This is a genomic window from Bradyrhizobium sp. YCK136 (assembly GCF_044570075.1).
Lineage (GTDB): Bacteria > Pseudomonadota > Alphaproteobacteria > Rhizobiales > Xanthobacteraceae > Bradyrhizobium > Bradyrhizobium diazoefficiens.
In genome coordinates this window covers 4,213,655-4,233,784 of sequence record NZ_CP172424.1, presented here as the reverse complement: position 1 = coordinate 4,233,784, position 20,130 = coordinate 4,213,655, and the positions used below count along the sequence as shown (strand labels likewise).

The window sequence follows — 20,130 nt, the reverse complement described above, 5'->3', positions numbered from 1 at the left end:
ACCGCCCCGCGCTTTGCGAATATGGCAGGTTGCGCAGTGCAAAACGAGCAACTGGAGCTGAGAATGAAGCGGATCCTGATCGGCCTGATCGCACTCGCCGTGCTCGCCGCGGGCGGATGGTTCGGCTTCAACCTCTATGCCAGACATCGCGCCACCGCGGAGATCGAGGCCGTCTTCGACCGGATCCGCAGCCAGGGCGGCAAGGCAAGCCACGGCAAGGTGGCGTTCGACTTGACGAGCCGGACGCTGACCATCGAGGACAACGCAGTCGATCCCGCCGGACAGCCACAGGCGCACGTCAAGATCGCCGGCATCAAGGGAATGGGCCTCCGCCAGACCGATGAGACCCGCTTTGCGGCCGACAGCATCGAGATCTCCGGTTTCGAGGTTGCGCTGGACGAAGTCGGCCCCGGGAAGCTGAAAGCCTCCTACAAGATCCCGCAGATGATCATGCGCGATTACGCGGGCCCTGTTCACGTCCAGAATGCGCCGGCGTCAGGCGCCCTGATCGACTTGTACCGATTTGTGCTCGATCAGTATGCGAGCGTGACCGCATCTTCAGTCACGGCACCGACCCTCACCATCGCCTTCGATGCCGGCAAAGGCGCCGCCGGCAGTGGCGAGGTCGTCTATTCGGGGCTCGCGATCCAGAAGCTCGGCAAGGGCAAGGTCGACGCGATGAAGGCCGACCGCGCCTCCTTCACGATCAACGTGGAGCAGGCCGGCAAGGCGGACAAGCTGACCGGCGAGATGTCCGACCTCATCATCAATGATTTCGACTCGACCGCAATCGCCGCCGCCCTCGATCCGCAGAAGGCCAACGACGACAGCTACCATCGCGTTTACGGACAAATGTCGAGCGGCCTTTACGTGGCGACGTCGACGCACGGCGTGCGGATGCAGGTCGACGGCATCGCGATCGCCGATATCGCGGTCCAGCCGTCAAAATTCCGGCCGGCCGAGATTCTGGCACTGCTGCCGACGGACCGCTCCGTCCAGCCGACCCCGGCGCAATCGCGCGAGATGATGGAGAAGCTCGCCGGCCTCTATGACGGCCTTCGCGTCGGCAAGATCGAGATCGGCACCATGTCGATCACGACCCCGCAAGGGACGCCCCGGCTCAGGGCGATCAGATACCAGGAGGGCGAGTTCGCGCTCGAAGGCCTGGATGCGCCGACGCCGCAAGGCCAAGTGAAGATGGAGCGCTTCGCGCTCAAATCGCTCAGCCTGGCGAACCTGTTTCGTTGGGCCGCGAGCCTCACCACGCCCGGGCAGGCACCCTCGCCCGATCAGATGCTGGGCCTGTTCCGGGTGCTCGAAGGCGCCGAGATCAAGGGCGTGGTCTCGCCCTACAAGAACACGCGGCAGCTCGTCACCATCGACACGATCAGCCTGAACTGGGGCCAACTGGTCGGGTCGATCCCGAGCAAGGCCAATCTGGTCGTGAAGATGGTCGCCCCCACCGATCCGGCCAATCCCACGCAGCTGCCGCTGACGATGGCCGGCATCGACAAACTGGCAATCAACCTCGATCTCGGCGCGGCCTGGACGGAGTCCTCGGGCGCGCTGGCGCTCGCGCCGGCCACCATCGACCTCGGCAACCTCGCCAAGGCGCAGGCCCGCCTCGCACTCGCCAACGTGCCGCGCGGCGTGTTCACGGCCGACCCGCTGCAAGCCATGAGCCAGGCCGGGCAGATCGAAGCCGGCGCGATCGAGCTCTCCCTGCGCGACAGCGGCGTCGTCGATCTGCTCGTGGCGCAGTTCTCCCGCATGCAGAATGTCAGCCGCGACGCGGCGCGCGGCGCCATCGTCGAGATGATCCGGGCACAGGGCGAGAAGATCGCGGCCGCCAATCCCGATGCCAAGACCGCGGTCGATGCCATCGCCGGCTTCGTCGAGACGTCAGGGCAAACGCTCACCATCAAGCTGACGCCGCTCGGCAAGGTGCCGATGCTTCAGCTGCTCGGCGCCCTGAACAGCGAGCCGATCGTCGCGCTGGCACAATTCCGCATCGAGGCGTCGACGGGGCTGTAGGCCGAGCGTTCGCTCGGCGGTCTCGTGTCCCGGACGCGGCGCGGCATGAAATGACGCGACGCAGAGCCGGGACCCAGGGTCACCGTCCGTGAAGTCTGGGCCCCGGCTCTGCAGCGCACCGCTGAAGAAGCGCTGCGCTGCGTCCGGGGTACGCATTCACTTCTGCGGCAGGTTCACTCGCACATGCAGCTCGCGGAGCTGCTTGGTGGTGGCTTCCGACGGTGCGCCCATCAGGAGGTCCATGGCCTGCTGGTTCATCGGGAACAGCGAGATCTCGCGCAAATTGGTGGTGCCGCACAGCAGCATCACGATGCGGTCGACGCCCGCGGCCATGCCGCCATGCGGCGGCGCGCCGTACTGGAACGCGCGGTACATGCCGCCGAAGCGGTCAACCACTTCCTGCTCGCCATAGCCGGCGATCTCGAACGCCTTCACCATCGCTTCCGGCACGTGGTTGCGGATGCCGCCCGAGGCGATCTCGTAGCCATTGCAGGTGATGTCGTACTGGAACGCCTTGATGGTCAGCGGATCCTGGCCCTTCAGCGCCTCGAGGCCGCCCTGCGGCATCGAGAACGGGTTGTGCGAGAAGTCGACCTTCTTGTCGTCCTCGTTGTACTCGTACATCGGGAAATCGACGATCCAGGCGAGCTCGAACCGCTCCTTGTCGGTGAGGTTCAATTCCTCGCCGACCTTGTTGCGGGCAAGGCCCGAGAACTTCCAGAACTTGTCGGGATCGCCGGCGACGAAGAAGGCGGCATCGCCTTCTTTGACGCCGATCTGCGCGCGGATCGCAGCGGTGCGCTCGGGTCCGATGTTGTTCGCCAAGGGACCAGCGCCCTCGCCGCCCTCGCGCCACATGATGTAGCCGAGGCCGGGCTGGCCCTCGCCCTGCGCCCACGAATTCATGCGATCGCAGAAGGCGCGGCTGCCGCCGCCCGGCGCCGGGATCGCCCAGACCTGATTCTTGGGGTCTTCGAGCATGCGCGCGAACACCTTGAAGCCGGAGCCGCGGAAGTGCTCGGAGACGTCCTGCATCTCGATGGGGTTGCGCAGGTCCGGCTTGTCGCTGCCGTATTTGCGCAGCGCTTCGGCGAACGGGATGCGGCGCCAGTTCTTGCTCACCGGCTTGCCCTTGGCAAACTCCTCGAACACGCCGGTGATGACAGGCTCCATCGCCGCGAACACGTCTTCCTGCGTGACGAAGCTCATCTCGACGTCGAGCTGGTAGAACTCGCCCGGCAAGCGGTCGGCGCGCGGGTCCTCGTCGCGGAAGCACGGCGCGATCTGGAAGTAGCGGTCGAAGCCCGACATCATCAGCAATTGCTTGTACTGCTGCGGCGCCTGCGGCAGCGCGTAGAACTTGCCGGGATGGATGCGCGAGGGCACCAGGAAGTCGCGCGCGCCTTCCGGCGAGGACGCGGTCAGGATCGGGGTGTTGAACTCGAAGAAGCCCTGCCCCTCCATGCGCCGACGCATCGACTTGATGATTTCGACGCGCGTCATGATGTTCTGGTGCAGTTTTTCGCGACGCAGATCCAGGAAGCGATATTTGAGCCTGATATCCTCAGGATATTCCTGATCGCCGAACACCGGCAGCGGCAGGTCGCCGGCCGGACCCAGCACCTCGATCTCGCTGACGTAGATCTCGACCTTGCCGGTCGGCAAATCGTCGTTGTCGGTGCCTTCAGGGCGGCGGCGGACCTTGCCGTCCATCTTGACCACGAATTCCGAGCGCAGCTTTTCGGCCAGCGAGAACGCTGGCGAGTCCGGGTCGACCACGCACTGGGTCAGGCCGTAATGGTCGCGCAGGTCGATGAACAGCACGCCGCCATGGTCGCGAACGCGATGGACCCAGCCCGAGAGGCGGATCGTCTCGCCGATGTTGCTCTCGCGGAGCGCGCCGCATGTATGTGACCGGTAGCGATGCATGGTCGTCCCAAAATCAATGTCGGAGGGTTCGAATCGATAGGGCGAATGGCCCTATTCGAAAGTTGCGGCAGGGTTTACCCGACGAGGCCGGAAGCGGCAACCAATGGAACGGGCTGTTTTGGGCCCGGAAGGCCCATTTTTGGCCGATCTGGGCCCAAGCCTTTGCCATCAGGCGTTCCCCGCCTATCTTTACCTCCATGACCGTCCATTTCCCCTTCCAGAACTCCTATTCGGCGCTGCCGGACAGCTTCTTTGCCCGGGTCGCGCCGACCCCGGTCGCAGCCCCCCGGCTCATCAAGCTGAACCGGCCGCTGGCGGTCCAGCTCGGCCTCGCCCCGGATATGCTGGAGACCCCTGAGGGCGCCGAGATCCTGGCGGGCAAGACGGTTCCTGATGGAGCCGACCCCATCGCCATGGCCTATGCCGGCCACCAATTCGGGCAGTTCGTGCCCCAGCTCGGCGACGGCCGGGCGATCCTGCTCGGCGAGGTCATCGACCGGGACGGCGTCCGCCGCGACATCCAGCTCAAGGGAAGCGGTCCCACCCCGTTCTCCCGCCGCGGCGACGGCCGTGCCGCGCTTGGCCCCGTCCTGCGTGAGTACATCGTCAGCGAAGCGATGTTCGCGCTGGGCATCCCCACGACACGCTCGCTTGCCGCCGTCGTCACCGGCGAGCACGTCATCCGCGAGACCGCGCTGCCTGGCGCGGTGCTGACCCGCGTCGCCGCGAGCCACATCCGCGTCGGCACCTTCCAGTTCTTTGCCGTCCGCCGCGATACCGACGCGATCCGCCGGCTCGCCGATCACGTCATCGCCCGTCATTACCCAGAGTTGCTCGGCACCGAGCGGCCGTATCACGCGCTGCTTGCCGGCGTCGTCGCGCGCCAGGCCGAGCTCGTCGCGCGCTGGCTGCTGGTCGGCTTCATCCACGGCGTGATGAACACCGACAATTCTTCGATCTCGGGTGAGACCATCGATTACGGCCCCTGCGCCTTCATGGATGCCTACAATCCCGCGCAGGTCTTCTCCTCGATCGACGAGATGGGCCGCTACGCCTACGCCAACCAGCCGCGCATCGCGCTGTGGAATCTGACCCGGCTGGCCGAGTGCCTGCTGCCCCTGTTCGGCGAGGAGCAGGAGAAGGCGGTCGAGCAGGCACAGGACATTCTCGGCGCATTCCCCGAGACATTCAGCAAGGCCTATCAGGCGGGCCTGCGCAAGAAGGTCGGCCTGTTCACGGAGCGCGACGGCGACGAGGCCCTGATCCAGGACCTGCTCGACGCCATGGCGAAGAACCAGGCCGACTTCACCCTCACCTTCCGCAGGCTGGGTGACGCCGCAGGCGATCCGGCCGCGGACGACGCCCGCGCAGAGTTCATGGACCCCGCAGCCTTCGATGAGTGGGCCCGGCGGTGGCGCGAGCGTCTCGCCGCCGAGCCGCAATCCGCCGCCGAGCGGCAGTCCGCCATGAACGCCGTCAACCCGATCTTCATCCCGCGCAACCACCGCGTCGAAGCCGTGATCCAGGCGGCCGTCAGCGATGACAACTACGCACCGTTCGAGGAATTGGTGAAGGTGCTGGCGAAACCGTTCGAGGACCAGCCGGACTACGCCGCCTACGCCGATCCGCCGCTACCGGACCAGCGGGTGTTGCAGACGTTCTGCGGGACGTGAAAGCTCGCACGCCCCGCATCACCATCTCTAATTGATTCACGGCATGGATTGCGCCTCGCGCTAATCCATTCCTGTCCGGTGGACGTTGTGGACACGTCCTGCCCGCTGGAACCGCTGTCATCAAACTGAAACACTCGCGTTCTAACGGCCTGTCAGCGCCGCCTTGCCGGGGGCGCCCATCCTCCAACAAGTCCCGACAAAGCGCGCCATGCCCTTCAAATTCATTCACATCACCGACACGCATCTCGCGAACCCCGGGCTGAAGCTCTATGGGCTCGATCCGCGCGCCCGGCTGGACGCGGCGATCGCCGACATCAACAAGCACCAGTCCGACGCCGCATTTGCCGTCGTGACCGGCGACCTCACCCATTGGGGCGAGCCTGAATCCTACGCCAATTTCGCAGACGCGATGGCTGCGCTGAAAATCCCGTACATCGCCATGGTCGGCAACCACGACAAACGCGTAGCTTGCCTCGACGGCCTGAAGGCCGCACCGCGCGATTCCAACGGCTTCGTGCAGGGCACGCGCATCACCGAGCACGGCCTGTTCGTCTTCCTGGATACGCTGGACGAGACCAGCCACGCCGGCGAAATGTGCGCCAAGCGTCTCGGCTGGCTCACAAGCACGCTGGCCGCCGCACCGGCCGACATGCCGTTCGTCGTCTTCATGCACCATCCGCCCTTCCCGGTCGGCGTCCACGCGATGGACGAGATATCGCTGAAGCAGAGCCCCGAATTCGCGGAAGTCATCGCGCCCTATCGCTCGCGCATCCGCCACCTCTTCTTCGGCCATGTCCACCGGCCGATCTTCGGCAGCTACGGCAAGATCCCGTTCTCGACGCTCCGCGGCACCAACCACCAGGTCTGGTTCGAGCTTGACGCTGCCGCCGCCGAGCATCTCGCCAGCCACGAGCCGCCGGCGTATGGCGTGGTGCTGATCGACGGCGAGAACCTGGTCGTGCACAGCCACGACTTCCTCGACGAAAGTCTGCGCTTCCCCTTCGAGCCACCGGCGGGAGTGGACGGCCGCGACTATGCGCTCAACTTCCCGGCGCGGTGAGATGAGCCTCGCTGAACCCGCGGCTCTCCCGGTCGCGGCAACTGCGCCGCCGCGTCTGCTTCTCCTGCAGCGGTTCTCCGCCCGCTTCAAAACCTCGCTGCCGGCCTATCTCCTGCTGCTGCCCTCGCTGATCTTCCTCGCGCTGTTCACTTACGGCGCGATGGGACGCGTGATTATCGACGCGCTGTATCAGCGCGCCACGCCCAAGGCGCCGGTCCGCTTCGTCGGCTTTGAGAACATCAACGCGGTGCTCGCCGACCCCGCCTTCACCGGGGCGATCGTCAACAATCTCATCTATGCCGTCGGCACCGCGATCCCCAGCATCGGCTTGGCGCTCTTGTTTGCGCTGGCGCTGTCGCGCACCAACGCCTTCAACAGCGTGCTGCGCGCCGCGCTGTTCCTGCCGGTGCTGATCCCGATGGTCGCGGCGTCCGCGCTGTTCCTGTTCATCTTCCTGCCGAATGTCGGCCTGCTCGACTACTACATCGGCCGCCTGCTGCCGGTGCTGCCGAACTGGCTCGGCGATTCCGACATCGCGCTTTATGCGATCATGGTCATCACCATCTGGAAGAACGCCGGCTACTACATGCTGTTCTTCCTCGCTGGGCTTCAGGCGGTGCCGGAGGACGTGATGGAAGCCGCCCATCTGGACGGGGCCGGTCCTTACCAGCGCCTGCGCCACATCATCCTGCCGGAGCTCAAGCCCACCTTCCTGTTCGTCACAGTCATCGCCACGCTCAACGCGGTGACGCAGGTCGACCACGTCTTCGTCATGACCAAGGGCGGACCGTCCAACGCGACCAATCTCGTGCTGTTCTACATCTACCAGCAGGCCGTCGAGCACTACGACATCGGCAAGGCCTCGGCGGCCACGCTGCTGACGCTCGCCGTGCTGATGGGCCTCACCGCGCTCTCGTTCCGGACGATGGCGAACCGGGAGGGCGGGCCATGAAGCTGATCGACTGGCTGCTCAAGGACGCCCCGCTCGCCACGCGCCGCGAGATCACACCGAAGCTCGGCTTCGTGCTGACCGTGCTGCTCGCGATCATCTGGCTCATCCCCTTCCTCTGGATGGGCGTTGCGACACTGCGCCCCGCCTCGGACGGCATCAACGCCATGGCCGAGCTGATGCCGAGCCTGAAGCCGACGCTCGACAATGTCAGGGATGCCTGGGAGATCGGCGATTTCCCGCGCTACGCCCTCAACACCACGATCATCTGCACCGGCATCCTGCTGGTGCAGCTCGTTACCATCACGCTGGCGGGCTTTGCCTTTGCGCGCCTCGCCTTCGCCGGCAAGACGCTGATCTTCTATCTGTTCCTGATGCAGCTGATGCTGGTGCCGGTGCTCTTGATCGTGCCGAACCTGACGCTCGTGGCGCAGCTCGGTCTCTATGACACGCTCACCGGCGTGATGATGCCGTTCTTCGCCTCCGCCTTCGGCACCTTCCTGATGCGCCAGGCCTTCGAGGCGATCCCGACCGAGCTGGAAGATGCCGCGCTGATCGACGGCGCCAGCCTGTTCCAGCGCATCCGCCACATCTACGTGCCGCTGTCGATGCCGAGCTTCTCCGCCTTCGCCATCATCTCGGTCACCAGCCACTGGAACGACTTCCTGTGGCCGCTGATGGTGATCAATTCGCCGGACAAGCGGCCGCTCACCGTCGGCCTCTCCGTCTTCACCGCAACGGCCGAAGGCACCCAGGCCTGGGGCACCATCGCCGCCGGCACGCTGATGGTAATCGCGCCGCTGCTCGTCACCTTCCTGATCTTCCAGAAGCGCTTCATCAGCTCTTTCGTCACCTCAGGCATCAAATAGGAGATTTTCCGATGCTGTTTTCCCGCAGGCTCATGCTCGGCCTCGCCATGGCAGGCACTATGGCAGGCGCCCTCGCCTTTCCCGCGCTCGCCGGCGAAGGTCCGACCGAGATCGACCTGTTCTTCCCCGTCCCCGTCGACGGCAAGCTCGCCCGCGACATGGGCACCTTGATCAAGGAGTTCAACGAGACCCATCCCGAGGTCAAGGCGACCGCGGTCTACACCGGCTCCTATGACGACACGCTGATCAAGACGCGCGCGGCCATCAAGGCCGGCAAGCCGCCGTCCGCCGTGATCATGTCGGCGAACTTCCTGCTCGACATGCAGATCGAGAACGAGCTCACCAATCTCGACGGCCTGATCGCCGCCGACGGCAAGACCAAGGACCAGTTCCTCGGCCAGTTCTTCCCGGCGCTCCAGGGCAACGCGGTGATCAACCGCTCGGTCTATGGCGTGCCTTTCCACAATTCGACGCCGCTGCTCTACATCAACGCCGACAAGGCCAAGGAAGCGGGCCTTGATCCGAACAAGCCGCCGCAGACCTGGGCGGAGCTGACCGACTGGGCCAAGAAGCTCACCAAGCGCGAGGGCGACAAGGTGACCCAATGGGGCATCGCGATCCCCTGCGCCTATGACTATTGCGGCTGGATGATGGAAACGCTCACCATGACCAATGGCGGGCGCTACTACAACGAGGAGTTCGGCGGCGAGGTCTATTACGACACGCCCTCGATGCTCGGCGCGCTGACCTGGTGGAACGACCTCGTCTACAAGCACAAGGTCCACGCGCCTGGGGCGACGCCCGGTCCTGCCGTCAGCACCTCCTTCATCTCCGGCAACGCCGCGATGATGATGCTGTCCACGGGCTCGCTGACCTATGTGCGCGACAACGCCAAGTTCGCCTACAAGGTCGCTTTCATCCCGCGCAACGTCCGCAACGCCGTGCCGATCGGCGGCGCCTCGCTGATCGTTCCGGCCGGTCTCGAAGCCGACAAGCAGAAGGCCGCCTGGACGCTCATCAAGTGGATGACCTCGCCCGAGAAGAGCGCCTGGTGGAGCCGCGCCACCGGCTATTTCGCGCCCAACATGGCCGCCTACAAGACGCCCGACATGGTCGAGTTCCTGAGCAAGAACCCGGACGCCAAGACCGCCGTCGAGCAGCTCGACGTCGCCAAGCCCTGGTTCGCGACCTACAAGACCGTCCCGGTCCGCAAGACGCTGGAGGACGAGGTGATGCTGGTCCTGAACGGCAAGAAGCAGCCGAAGGAGGCGCTCGCCGCCGCCCAGAAAGCGGCCGACGAGACGCTGAAGCCGTACAACGCGGAAACGTCGCTGAAGCTGCCGTAAGGCCGACGCTAACGTCCAAACGAACTTCGGCGCTCCGTCATGCGGGGCGCCGAATGCGTTTCGCGAGATGCGCGCGTTTAGATCGTCACCACGATCTTGCCGAACTGATCGTTCGACTCCAGGAAGCGATGCGCCTCGACGATCTCCTCGAACCGGAATGTCCTGGCGATGATCGGCTTCAGCGTGCCGTCCGACAGCCCATCAAGAATGAATGCCTTGGCCTTCGCAAGGCGCACGGGATCGCGGATGATCTCGTGCACGAGGTAGCCGCGCAGGACCAGACTCTTGGTCAACACGTTGAAGAGCGGGAACGGCGTCGGCGCCGGGCTGAGCCCGCCATACTCGATCAGAATGCCGCCCGGCGACATCGCCGCGGTCAGCGGCTCGAATGCGGGACCGCCGACGGCGTCAAACACCACGCGGACGCCGTTTGAACCGGCGATCTCCGCGAGCCGCGCTCCGATGTCCTCCTCGTCCGAGGCGATCACGTGCGCGGCGCCGGCATCGCGCAAGGCGCGCCGCTTGGTCGAGGTCCGCGTTAGTGCAACCGGGACAGCGCCGACCCGGTTCGCGATCTGGATGGCCGCAAGCCCGACGCTGCTCGATGCCGCCGTGATGGCGACGACGTCCCCTCGCCCTACTCCGGCGATATCGACCAGCGCGCCGTAGGCCGTCAGATATTGCATCCAAATCGCGGCTGCGACCTCGAAGCCAAGCTCGGGCGGATGCTTCACGACGAGCTCGGCCGGAAACGTCGCGAGCTCGGCGTAGGCCGGCCATCGCACCATCGACAGCGGCGGCACGATGCTCACAGTGTCATCAGGCGCAAAGCCGGCCACGCCTTCGCCGACAGCCTCGACGATGCCGGCCGCCTCCAGACCCAGGCCGGACGGAAATTTCGCGGACTCGATATACGTGCCCCTCCGCAGCAGCGCCTCGGCGCGGTTGAGACCGAGTGCCCTGACCCGGATCTGCACCTCGCCCTTTGCCGGCGGTGGAACGCTGGCGGTCTCGATGCACAGCACTTCGGGACCGCCGTGCCGACGAAAGCGAACGATGCGGGTCATGGGATATACTCCAAATCAGTTGAACTGAATGGAGCTATGCCGGTGCCGTGGAAGCGGATAAATCACCCAAACAAGCGAACAGTCGAAACCAGGAGTTTTCAATATGGACCGCCTGACCAGCATGGCCGTGTTCGTCAGGGCCGTCGAACTCGGCTCGTTCGCAGCCGCCGCCGACGCGCTGGAACTGTCGGGGCCGATGGTCGGCAAGCATGTGCGCTTCCTCGAACAGCGCCTCGGCGCCCGCCTCCTCAACCGTACCACGCGGCGCCAGAGCCTGACCGACGCAGGGCAAGCCTATTACGAGCGCTGCCGTGCCGTGCTCAGCGCGGCTGAAGCGGCTGACGCCGTAGTTGCCGACGAATTGTCCGAGCCGCGCGGCAGGCTGCGCGTGACAATGCCCGCGCTGCTGGGGCGGCACTGCATCGCGCCCTTGTTGATGAAGCTGGCGCGCAAACATTCGCATCTCGAGCTCGACCTCTCGTTCGGCGACCCGATCGCTGACATCGTCGAGGGCGGCTACGATCTTGCGATCCGGACCGGTGATCTCGATAACCAGTCCGGCCTGATTACGCGGCGCATCGCTCGCCAGCGAACGGTGGTGTGCGGCGCGCGATCCTATTTGCGCGCCCATGACAAACCGAAATCGATCGACGATCTCGCCGCCCACCAGGCGATCATCTATCGCCGCTCCGGGCGGGTCCGGCCTTGGCTGTTTCCGCGGGACGGTCAGCCTCCGCGCGAGATCATGCCCGCCGGCAGGCTCAGGCTCGACGATCTCGAGGCGATCGCGGACGCCGCGGCACAGGGCATGGGACTCGCCTGGCTACCCTGCTGGCTGGTCCGCGAACGCCTCAACAACGGCGCGCTGGTCGGTCTCTTCGGGGGCCAGCCGGAATTCCTGTACGACTGCCACGCCCTGTGGCCACGTTCGCCGCGGATGCCGCTCAAGGTCCGCGCCGCCGTGGACGCCCTCACCGCCGTCTTGCCGAAACTGATGACGTGATGGTGGTCGTCCGCGCCATTAACCCGCTGTCCACCATCCGGCCGCCCGCACCGCCGGTAACCATTGGAATTAACAGACCGTCAACACGCTCCCGACAAGTCTAACGGTTCTGTCGGGGGATTTTGCCGTGGATCTGTTGGTTTTCGAGTTCCTGGGACTGGCGCTGGTCGCCATGTGCGTGGTCGTGGTGGCGCTGCCCTGCGCCCGAAAACCCTCGCAAAGGGTCCGTTACGAATAGGAATTTCGTCGGAAGGAGCGATTCCGGCCCAATTGCAAGGCTCGAATTCGCTTCGAGCCCCTTGACATCACAGCGCTTTCGGCAGAACGGCTGATATCAAGTGTCATGGGCCGTTCATGGATTTGATTACCACCACCGCTGACCTTGCGGCTGCCTGCAGCCGACTGGCCAAGCATCCCGTCATTACTGTCGATACCGAGTTCCTGCGCGAGACCACCTATTACCCGCTGCTGTGCGTGGTGCAGATGGCCAGCCCCGAGGAAGCGATCGTCATCGACACCCTGGCCGTGGGCATCGACCTCAAGCCGTTCTTCGAGCTGATGGGCAACGAGGCCGTGCTGAAGGTGTTCCACGCCGCCCGGCAGGACATCGAGATCATCTGGCACCAGGCCAACATCATCCCGCATCCGGTGTTCGACACCCAGGTCGCGGCCATGGTGCTCGGCTATGGCGACAGCATCGCCTACGACCAGCTGGTCGAGAAGGTCACCGGCCACCGCCCGGACAAGACCCACCGCTTCACCGACTGGTCGCGCCGCCCGCTGACCAAGGAGCAGATGCACTACGCGGTGTCCGACGTCACCCATCTGCGCGACGTATTCGCGGCGCTCGATGCCGACCTGAAGAAGCGCCGCCGCAGCGAATGGGTCTCCATCGAGATGGAGGTCCTGACCTCGCCCCGCACCTACGACTTCCACCCCGAGCGCGCCTGGGAGCGGCTGAAGACGCGGGTGCGCAAGCCGAAGGACCTCGCGGTGCTGATGGAGGTCGCGGCCTGGCGCGAGCAGGAGGCGCAAAGCCGCGACGTGCCACGCGGCCGCGTGCTGCGCGACGAGGCCGTCAGCGACATCGCCACCCACGCCCCCAACACGCTGGAAAAGCTCGCCCATCTGCGCTCGGTGCCGAAGGGGTTCGAGAAATCCAAATGGGGCGCGGACATCGTTGCCGCGGTCGAGCGCGGCCTGGCGCGGGATTTCTCGACGCTGCCGAAGCTGGAGAAGCCGCGCAACAATTCCAACGGCGCGGCCATCGTCGAGCTCTTGAAGGTCCTGCTGCGGATGACCGCGGAGCGCCATGCAGTCGCAAGCAAGGTGATCGCGACCGTCGACGATCTCGAGGAGATCGCAGCCAGTGACGAGGCCGACGTCCCCGCCCTGCGCGGCTGGCGCCGCGAGCTGTTCGGCGATGCCGCGCTGAAGCTGAAGCGCGGCGAGCTGGCGCTGGCGATCGAGAAGGGTCGCGTGATCGGGGTCGAGCGGGCGTAAGCGCGCCCCGCTCTCCCTCCGTCGTCGTCCTGGCGAAAGCCAGGACCCATTACTCCATGGCGGAGTTTGGCGAAGACTCTGCGTTCGGTACTCCAACCGCCACAAATCGATGGATCACGCGGTATGGGTCCTGGCTTTCGCCAGGACGACACCGGTGAATGTGGTCGGCTGCTCCGGCCACATTGAAACGCTCGACCTTACGCCGGCGTCAGCTTCGCCACTTCGCCCTTCATATCCTCCAGCACGCCCGATATCGCCGCCACCAGTTCGTCGATCTGGGTCTTGTTGACGATCAGCGGCGGGCAGATGGCGATGGCATCGAGCATGTTGCGGGAGATCACACCGCGCTCCTGGAGCATGCGGCTGGCAATGCCGCCGACGGCGCCGGGTGTCGCCGCTGCCGTCTTGCGCTGCTTGTCGAGCACCAGCTCGAGCGCCGCGATCATGCCGACGCCGCGGACCTCGCCGACCAGCGGGTGGCTGGCAAGCTCACGCAGCTTGCCCTGCATGTAGCCGCCAAGCTCGGCGGCATGTGCGACCAGGCCGCGTTCCTCGATGATCTTGAGGTTCTCCAGCGCAATCGCCGAGCCGACCGGATGGCCGCCCGCGGTGAAACCGTGGCCGAGCACGCCGATCTTGTTGCTCTCATCCGCGATCGGCTCGAACATGCGGTCGTTCATCAGGATCGCCGACAGCGGGAAATAGCTCGAGGTGATCTGCTTGGAGACAACGATCGCGTCCGGCTTGATGCCATAGGTCTCGCAGCCGAACATCTTGCCGGTGCGGCCGAAGCCGCAGATCACCTCGTCGGCGACCAGCAGGATGTCGTACTTCTTCAGAACCGCCTGGATCTTGTCCCAATAGGTCGCCGGCGGCACGATGACGCCGCCCGCTCCCATCACCGGCTCGCCGAAGAAGGCTGCGATCGTATCCGGCCCTTCCTTCTGGATCAGCGCGTCGAGCTCCTCGGCCCGGCGCGTGGCAAACGCCTCCTCGCTCTCGCCCGGCGCGCCGTCCTTGTAGAAGTGCGGCGAGCCCGTGTGCAGGATGTTCGGCAGCGGCAGGTCGAACGAGCGGTGGTTGTTCGGCAGGCCCGTGAGGCTGGCCGACGCGATGGTGACGCCGTGATAGGCGCGCATCCGGCTGATCACCTTCTTGCGCTGCGGCTGGCCGAGCGCATTGGAGCGATAGGCGATCAGCTTCAGGACGGTGTCGTTCGCCTCCGAGCCGGAATTGGTAAAGAACACCTTGCTCATCGGCACCGGCGCGAGCACCACCAGCTTCTCGGCGAGATCGATCGAGGGCCCGTGCGATTTGGCGGAGAACGTGTGGTAGAACGGCAGCGCCAGCATCTGCTTGTGCGCAGCCTCGACCAGGCGCTTCTCATTGAAGCCGAGCCCGACGCTCCACAGGCCGGCCATCGCCTCGAAATAGCGCTTGCCCGATGCGTCGAAGACGTAAGGGCCCTCGCCGCGCTCGATCACCAGGGGACCGGCCTGCTGATGGGTGCGCGCGTTGGTATAGGGATGGAGCTGGTAGGCCACATCCCGGGCCTCTTGCGAATTCGGCAGCATGGACATTTGCGAAAGATCCTCAAGGTCGTCACATCGCCGGCGCGGCCAGCGTCATCTCTTGGCTATTGCGACAACGCAGAACTTGCAACGCCAATTCGTCGGCAGCAGGCGCTCAGCAGCGTTGCACAAAGCCGCACACGGAACAGCTCTCAGGCCGCGCTGTCATCATCATCATCACCATCGTCGGCGGCAGCAGCGGCTTCCCGCACCTCCACGAGCGCCATCGAGAGCAGATAGACGGTCGTGGGCAAGCCGACGCGGCGCGCCGTCTCGACGGCACGCGACAGGTCGCTTGCCAGCTCCTTGAGCTCGTCTCCCCGTGACAATGTCCCACCCCATCCATCCGCCGATCGCGGCCGCCTATACCGCAACGGCGCCGCTGGTTCTGATCAGTTCGGCGCTGGACTGGATTGTAGCAAAGTTACCGATGACATTCACTACCGCATGCTTGTAGGCGGCGGCATCGCCCGCGCCCGGCTGGCGGCAGGCCACGGCGTCGGCCACCACCTGATAACGATGGCTGCGGTGAAACCCGTCAATGGCGGTGGCGAGGATGGTCTCGTCCAGGGAGAAGCCGACCAACACGCAGCGCACATTGCGGATATTGGACATGTAATCCACAAACCGCGCCGAGCTGTAGGCCGAGGGCAGCGGGTGCTCGAACGTCATCTCGCCGGGCCGCGGCTTGGTCTCGGCGATCCAATCGGTCAGCCTGGATGCCGGATTGAACCAGGCCGCCTGGGCGATGCGCTTCAGATGCATCACGGGCCAGAGATTGTCGCGCCACAGCATCAGGAGTTCCAGGCAGCGCGCAGTGGCCGCCTCGCCGTCGAGGATGACGTGGCGACGCCCTGGGGTCAGATATTCGACCTGGAGATCCGCACAAACCAGGATTGGCGGATCATCGGTGTTGGAAGTCAGCATTATCTTGCGCAGAGCTGCACCAGTTTCAGTGATCGGCGAGCGCGAGATCCCGCAGCGGCGAGGTCACCGCCCGCCCCGCCGAGGCGTCAAGCACGCCCGGCCGGTCCCAATCGCCCTCGGGACGGATGATGACATAGGGATCGCTGTCCAGCGTGATGGCATCCGGACCCGGCTCGATCTCCAGCAGCATTTCCGTGTAGGAAAAATCCGAGAATGTGATCTTGCGATTGTGGCCGAGCGGCTTGGCGCCGAAATGGGCCCAGAAATCGACCAGCCGGTCCTGCGCCTGGCCGTAGATCTTGCGAAACCCTTTGCGCTTCACATAGTCGACGCTCGCCTGCACCAGCTTGAACGAGACGCGCGAGCGCCGATATTGGTGTCGCACCGCGAGCCGCTCGACCTTGGCGAAATCGCCGAAGAAGCGCACCCGCAGGCAGCCCGCAGGCTCGCTGCCGACAAAGCCGATGAAATGCGCGGCTACCATGTCGTTGCCGTCGAACTCCTCCTCGAACGGACAATCCTGCTCGGCGAGATAGACCGCCGAGCGGATGGCGGTGACCAGCATGAGATCGTTGGGATTGCGCGCAAGGCGGATGGTGATGGCGCGGGAGTCGGGCTTCGCCGGGGGAATCCTAGTGCCGTGCATCTGCAAAACTCCTTGCTTGGATGATCGCGCCCGGCATGCGCATCGGCCGCCGGTGCCATGGGCGCTCGTAGCACCACAGGTCGGGTTGGAAGCTCGGGACAGGCTCGAAGCCGGTCGCCCTCATGATGTCGCGTCCGGCCACGGTTGAAGGCTGCGCATAGCAATCCGCGCCGCGAAATCTCGGCTGTCGGAGGTGCGCCGCGGCCTTGCCAAGACCAGCGATGCCACGGCCCGTCGCCGCGACCGCCCATATGTAGATGGCAGCAACCTCCTCCTTCGCGGAAGCCAGATAGTGCGTCTCCGGCGCGGTGAGGCAAATCTCGTCGAGCAACAAGGCATCGTGCCCGCGGTCGCTCAGGAACAGGAAGGCCATGCCACCGAGCAGCTTGCCGTTCCGGCTGAACGTCAGGATGCTCTGAGGATCGAAGGTGAAGTATTTTGCAAGCTCCGCGGTTCCGAGCTGCACGCCGGGCACCAGCCGGCGCGCCATCTCGGAAAGTGCCGCAATTTCAGAAAATTGCGCGCAACGGACCTCGACATCCGGACTGAGCGGCAGCGCGTCGAAATCATGCCTTGCGGCAAAGGAGCCCCTTTCCATAGCCTGATCGCCCTTCTATCGTCTGCGGCTTTCGTGCCCCGCTATGTCGAGCTTAGCGGTTGGGGACCAGGAGTATGCAGCAGTTATTGCACCGGGGTGCTGCGATGACGCAGCACCGTGAAGAAGCCCTGGACGCGTCCTGGGACGATTTGAAGCTATTTCTAGCGTGCGCAAAATATAAAAGTTTCCGCAACGCCGCCGAAGAGCTCGGCCTCACCTCGACGACGCTGATGCGCCGGATCGACCGGCTCGAAGAGAGCATCGACTGCAAGCTGTTCCTGCGCGACCAGAGCGGGCTCACGCTCAGCGACGAAGGCACGGCAATGATTGCCGACGTCGCGCATATGGAGCGTCATGCCTTCAACGTCTTCCGGCGCGCCTCGCGCTCGTCGAACGACACGTCGGGCACCGTGCGCGTCGCAGTGACGGAAGGTCCCGGCAATTTCTGGATCCTGCCGCGGCTGATCGATTTCCAGAAAACCTATCGCAAGATCACCGTCGATCTGCGCTGCGCGATGGAGCAGGCCGACGTCGCGCGGCTCGAGTCCGATATCGCGATCCAGCTCGAGCCGCCGACCAACCCCGATCTGATCGTCGCAAAGCTCGGCCGTCTGCACATCTATCCCTTCGTCTCCAAGGAGTACGAAAGCCTCTACGGCCTGCCGGCGACGCTCGCCGAATTGAAGAACCACCGCATCATCAAGCAGAGTGCTCCGCAGGTCGACGACACCGCCTACGCCCGCGTGCTCGGGCTGGAAACGCTCGAGGGCATCGTCGGAATCAAGACCAACTCCTCGGTCGGCGTACTCTATGCGGTTGAGCGCGGCGCCGGCATCGGCTTCCTGCCGACGGTGTCGATCGCGCTCGGCGCACCGTTCATTGCCGTCGATCTCGGCGTGAGCCACCACGCCGACCTATGGCTCACCTATCACAAGGAGTTTCGCGATTCCGAGCGCCACAAGATCGTGGTCGACTGGCTGAAGAAGATCTTCGACCCCAAGACTTATCCCTGCTTCCGCGACGAGTTCATCCATCCGAATGCGCTGGTGCCGATGATGACGGCCGCGCGCGAAGGCTTTGGATTGAAAGGCTATGTCGCGACGACGCCGACATAGGCGCAGGCGAGCTGTGCCTCACCACCGATACTCGAAGCCGACCGTGCCCTGGTGCGAGGTGAGCTCGTTGCGGAACTTGCCGTCGTAATTGACGTAGAGCCGCGCGGTGTTGGTCAGGCTGAGCGAGGCTGACGCGCCGGCATCCATGCCGTAGCGGCTCTCACCGATGCCGGGGACGACGATGCTCTGGGTCCCGAGGCTGACCTGGACCGAGCCGAGGATCTGGTAAAAATTGTCAACGAACTTGCCGTACGCTGAGAGATCCAGAATCATCTGGTCGAAGATGAAGTAGCGCCCGACCTCGGCCCCGATCATGACACGCGCGCGCGAGAGCGCCGTCGAGCCGACGTTGAGCGGATCGAGGCCGCCAGCCTCCTGGAATGCCGCACTGGTGGCGCGGACATATTCGAGCGCACCCTTGGGCACGACGCGCATCTGATCCTTGGTCCAGTAGTAGCTGATCTCGGTCAGTGCGCCGTCGACCGCGGCGCGATAGCCGGCGGAGGCAACGCCAAAGCCGGTATCCCTGCTGGAACGGACCTTGCCGAAACCGTGCACCACCGCGAACGCCCAGGTCCACGGGCCTTTGTCGATCGAGCCGTTGAAACCAACCTGGGTCAAATCGAGCGTCGCCGACTGGAGCGCGAGCGGCACGTCGATATCGGTGTGGCTCTGATCGACGGAGAAGCCGAGATTGACGCCAGGCGCGAGCCGCGCGCCGAAGCCGGCGACGCCGCCAAACGTCTTGCGCTTGTCGCCGACGAAATCCCCCTGCGCATCGGTGCGGACCGAAATACCGTAGCCCTCGAACCAGGTGCGGTAACGGGGATCTTCCGTGCTTGCGGACGCGCCGCCGCCGCCCGGATTGGTCCGGAACGCCCGGTTGAAACCACCCGACGCCTGGTTGCCGAGCCGCTCCAGAAACCCCGACCCGAGATTGAGCGTGCTGTTACCGACCGACTGGTCGTAATTGGTCGAGGTCGGCATCGGAATTGGCGTCGGCGACGGCGTGGGCGTTGGGGTTGGGGTCGGCGTTGGCGTCGGGGTCTGCGCGTAGCCGGGCGTCGCCGCCAACATCGCGACGACGAGCGCAAGCAACATCGCGATCGCTGCCGCGCCCCGGCGGACGCGGTTCAGCCCGATCGTCTGCCGTGTCCCGGAGGGCTGCGATGTGCAGCGCATGACGACAAATCCCGAAGCAAATGGCGGCGCGCAAAAATGCAACACGAGCGGCGCACGCATGCTGCGATTTGCGCCGAACTGTTACGGAGGGTCAACCGGCTGGCGCCTTGAGACGGGGGTGATTGCTCCCGATTGTGGTTCCGCGGCCACAGGTCGGAAATTGCAGACGGGCACTCCCGGCCCGGCCTTGAAATTCGCGCATGGCTTGCTAACGCGCGATTTTCGTGTTGCAATATCCGACACAATCGGAATTGGCGCTCGGCTGTGCGTTTCGCGACATTGAGACTCAAGACTCGAACAGACTTCCGGAAGCCCGTTTGTGGCGTGGCACGCGAAAAGCGGCCGCGTCTTTTTTGTATCTAGCGGAGGAGACGAACGATGCCACAAAAGGGCACCGTCAAGTGGTTCAACCCGACCAAGGGCTATGGGTTCATCAAACCGAACGGCAGCGACAAGGACGTGTTCGTCCACATCTCCGCCGTCGAGCGTGCTGGACTCTCCACCCTCAACGAAAACCAGGTGGTTGAATACGACCTCGTGGAGAACCGCGGAAAATCATCCGCGGAGAACCTCAAGGTCTCCTGATCTCTCGTTCCACACGCGAGACATCACGACGATGCCCCCGGCTCTGCCGGGGGATTTTGTTTGTGACGACGAA

The 20,130-nt window shown here is 64.7% G+C and carries 18 protein-coding genes; 10 read left to right on the top strand and 8 right to left on the bottom strand.

Going from position 1 to position 20,130, the window contains the following annotated elements:
* Window positions 1-63: 63 nt before the first annotated feature.
* Window positions 64-2,034, top strand: a complete 1,971-nt coding sequence (locus ACFLEY_RS20175; RefSeq protein ID WP_060911766.1) for a hypothetical protein — start codon at window positions 64-66, stop codon at window positions 2,032-2,034.
* A 156-nt stretch (window positions 2,035-2,190) separates the two neighbouring features.
* Here the strand turns inward: ACFLEY_RS20175 and aspS are convergent, their stop codons facing one another.
* Window positions 2,191-3,963, bottom strand: coding sequence for an aspartate--tRNA ligase (gene aspS, locus ACFLEY_RS20170; protein WP_060911765.1), 1,773 nt, complete (start codon window positions 3,961-3,963; stop codon window positions 2,191-2,193).
* A 197-nt stretch (window positions 3,964-4,160) separates the two neighbouring features.
* Here aspS and ACFLEY_RS20165 point away from each other — a divergent pair, with 197 nt between their 5' ends.
* The 5 genes from ACFLEY_RS20165 to ACFLEY_RS20145 all read left to right on the top strand — a co-directional run bounded on the left by ACFLEY_RS20165 (window position 4,161) and on the right by ACFLEY_RS20145 (window position 9,860).
* Window positions 4,161-5,636, top strand: coding sequence for a YdiU family protein (locus ACFLEY_RS20165; protein ID WP_211433601.1), 1,476 nt, complete (start codon window positions 4,161-4,163; stop codon window positions 5,634-5,636).
* Between the two features lie 208 nt (window positions 5,637-5,844).
* A complete protein-coding gene (locus ACFLEY_RS20160) occupies window positions 5,845-6,696 on the top strand; it encodes a phosphodiesterase (RefSeq protein ID WP_060911764.1) in 852 nt (283 codons plus the stop codon).
* A 1-nt stretch (window position 6,697) separates the two neighbouring features.
* Window positions 6,698-7,648, top strand: a complete 951-nt coding sequence (locus tag ACFLEY_RS20155; protein ID WP_060911763.1) for a carbohydrate ABC transporter permease — start codon at window positions 6,698-6,700, stop codon at window positions 7,646-7,648.
* The gene (locus tag ACFLEY_RS20150; protein ID WP_060911762.1) at window positions 7,645-8,514 is read left to right on the top strand and encodes a carbohydrate ABC transporter permease; all 870 of its coding nucleotides are present in this window, start codon (window positions 7,645-7,647) and stop codon (window positions 8,512-8,514) included. Before ACFLEY_RS20155 ends, ACFLEY_RS20150 begins: the two co-directional genes overlap by 4 nt.
* A gap of 11 nt (window positions 8,515-8,525) precedes the next feature.
* On the top strand, window positions 8,526-9,860 hold the full coding sequence (locus tag ACFLEY_RS20145; protein ID WP_060911761.1) for an ABC transporter substrate-binding protein: 1,335 nt from the start codon (window positions 8,526-8,528) through the stop codon (window positions 9,858-9,860).
* Between the two features lie 77 nt (window positions 9,861-9,937).
* Here the strand turns inward: ACFLEY_RS20145 and ACFLEY_RS20140 are convergent, their stop codons facing one another.
* The gene (locus ACFLEY_RS20140; protein WP_060911760.1) at window positions 9,938-10,927 is read right to left on the bottom strand and encodes a zinc-dependent alcohol dehydrogenase family protein; all 990 of its coding nucleotides are present in this window, start codon (window positions 10,925-10,927) and stop codon (window positions 9,938-9,940) included.
* Window positions 10,928-11,030: 103 nt separating this feature from the next.
* Here ACFLEY_RS20140 and ACFLEY_RS20135 point away from each other — a divergent pair, with 103 nt between their 5' ends.
* Together ACFLEY_RS20135 and rnd are read left to right on the top strand one after the other, a co-directional pair.
* Complete coding sequence (locus ACFLEY_RS20135; RefSeq protein ID WP_060911759.1) at window positions 11,031-11,930, top strand: LysR family transcriptional regulator; 900 nt, start codon at window positions 11,031-11,033, stop codon at window positions 11,928-11,930.
* 354 nt (window positions 11,931-12,284) lie between these two features.
* Window positions 12,285-13,433 (top strand): ribonuclease D, encoded by a 1,149-nt coding sequence (gene rnd / locus ACFLEY_RS20130; protein ID WP_011086908.1) that lies wholly within the window; start codon window positions 12,285-12,287, stop codon window positions 13,431-13,433.
* Window positions 13,434-13,630: 197 nt separating this feature from the next.
* Here the strand turns inward: rnd and ACFLEY_RS20125 are convergent, their stop codons facing one another.
* From ACFLEY_RS20125 to ACFLEY_RS20105, 5 genes are all read right to left on the bottom strand, one after another.
* Window positions 13,631-15,013, bottom strand: a complete 1,383-nt coding sequence (locus ACFLEY_RS20125; RefSeq protein ID WP_060911758.1) for an aspartate aminotransferase family protein — start codon at window positions 15,011-15,013, stop codon at window positions 13,631-13,633.
* A 143-nt stretch (window positions 15,014-15,156) separates the two neighbouring features.
* Window positions 15,157-15,333: a hypothetical protein gene (locus ACFLEY_RS20120; RefSeq protein WP_171901259.1), complete on the bottom strand. Its 177-nt coding sequence runs from the start codon at window positions 15,331-15,333 to the stop codon at window positions 15,157-15,159.
* Between the two features lie 34 nt (window positions 15,334-15,367).
* A complete protein-coding gene (locus ACFLEY_RS20115; protein ID WP_028171114.1) occupies window positions 15,368-15,931 on the bottom strand; it encodes an isochorismatase family protein in 564 nt (187 codons plus the stop codon).
* 25 nt (window positions 15,932-15,956) lie between these two features.
* A complete protein-coding gene (locus tag ACFLEY_RS20110; RefSeq protein ID WP_011086905.1) occupies window positions 15,957-16,577 on the bottom strand; it encodes a GNAT family N-acetyltransferase in 621 nt (206 codons plus the stop codon).
* Complete coding sequence (locus ACFLEY_RS20105) at window positions 16,564-17,175, bottom strand: hypothetical protein (RefSeq protein WP_060911757.1); 612 nt, start codon at window positions 17,173-17,175, stop codon at window positions 16,564-16,566. The genes ACFLEY_RS20110 and ACFLEY_RS20105 overlap by 14 nt, the downstream gene beginning before the upstream one ends.
* Window positions 17,176-17,249: 74 nt before the next feature.
* On the opposite strand from ACFLEY_RS20105, the gene ACFLEY_RS20100 reads away from it, so the two are divergent.
* Entirely contained in the window at window positions 17,250-18,290 is a 1,041-nt protein-coding gene (locus ACFLEY_RS20100; protein ID WP_011086903.1) for a LysR family transcriptional regulator, read from the top strand.
* Window positions 18,291-18,308: 18 nt separating this feature from the next.
* On the opposite strand, the gene ACFLEY_RS20095 is transcribed toward ACFLEY_RS20100, so the two are convergent.
* A complete protein-coding gene (locus ACFLEY_RS20095) occupies window positions 18,309-19,472 on the bottom strand; it encodes an autotransporter outer membrane beta-barrel domain-containing protein (protein WP_211433599.1) in 1,164 nt (387 codons plus the stop codon).
* A 378-nt stretch (window positions 19,473-19,850) separates the two neighbouring features.
* On the opposite strand from ACFLEY_RS20095, the gene ACFLEY_RS20090 reads away from it, so the two are divergent.
* Window positions 19,851-20,057, top strand: coding sequence for a cold-shock protein (locus tag ACFLEY_RS20090; RefSeq protein WP_008129967.1), 207 nt, complete (start codon window positions 19,851-19,853; stop codon window positions 20,055-20,057).
* The last annotated feature ends 73 nt before the right edge of the window (window positions 20,058-20,130 follow it).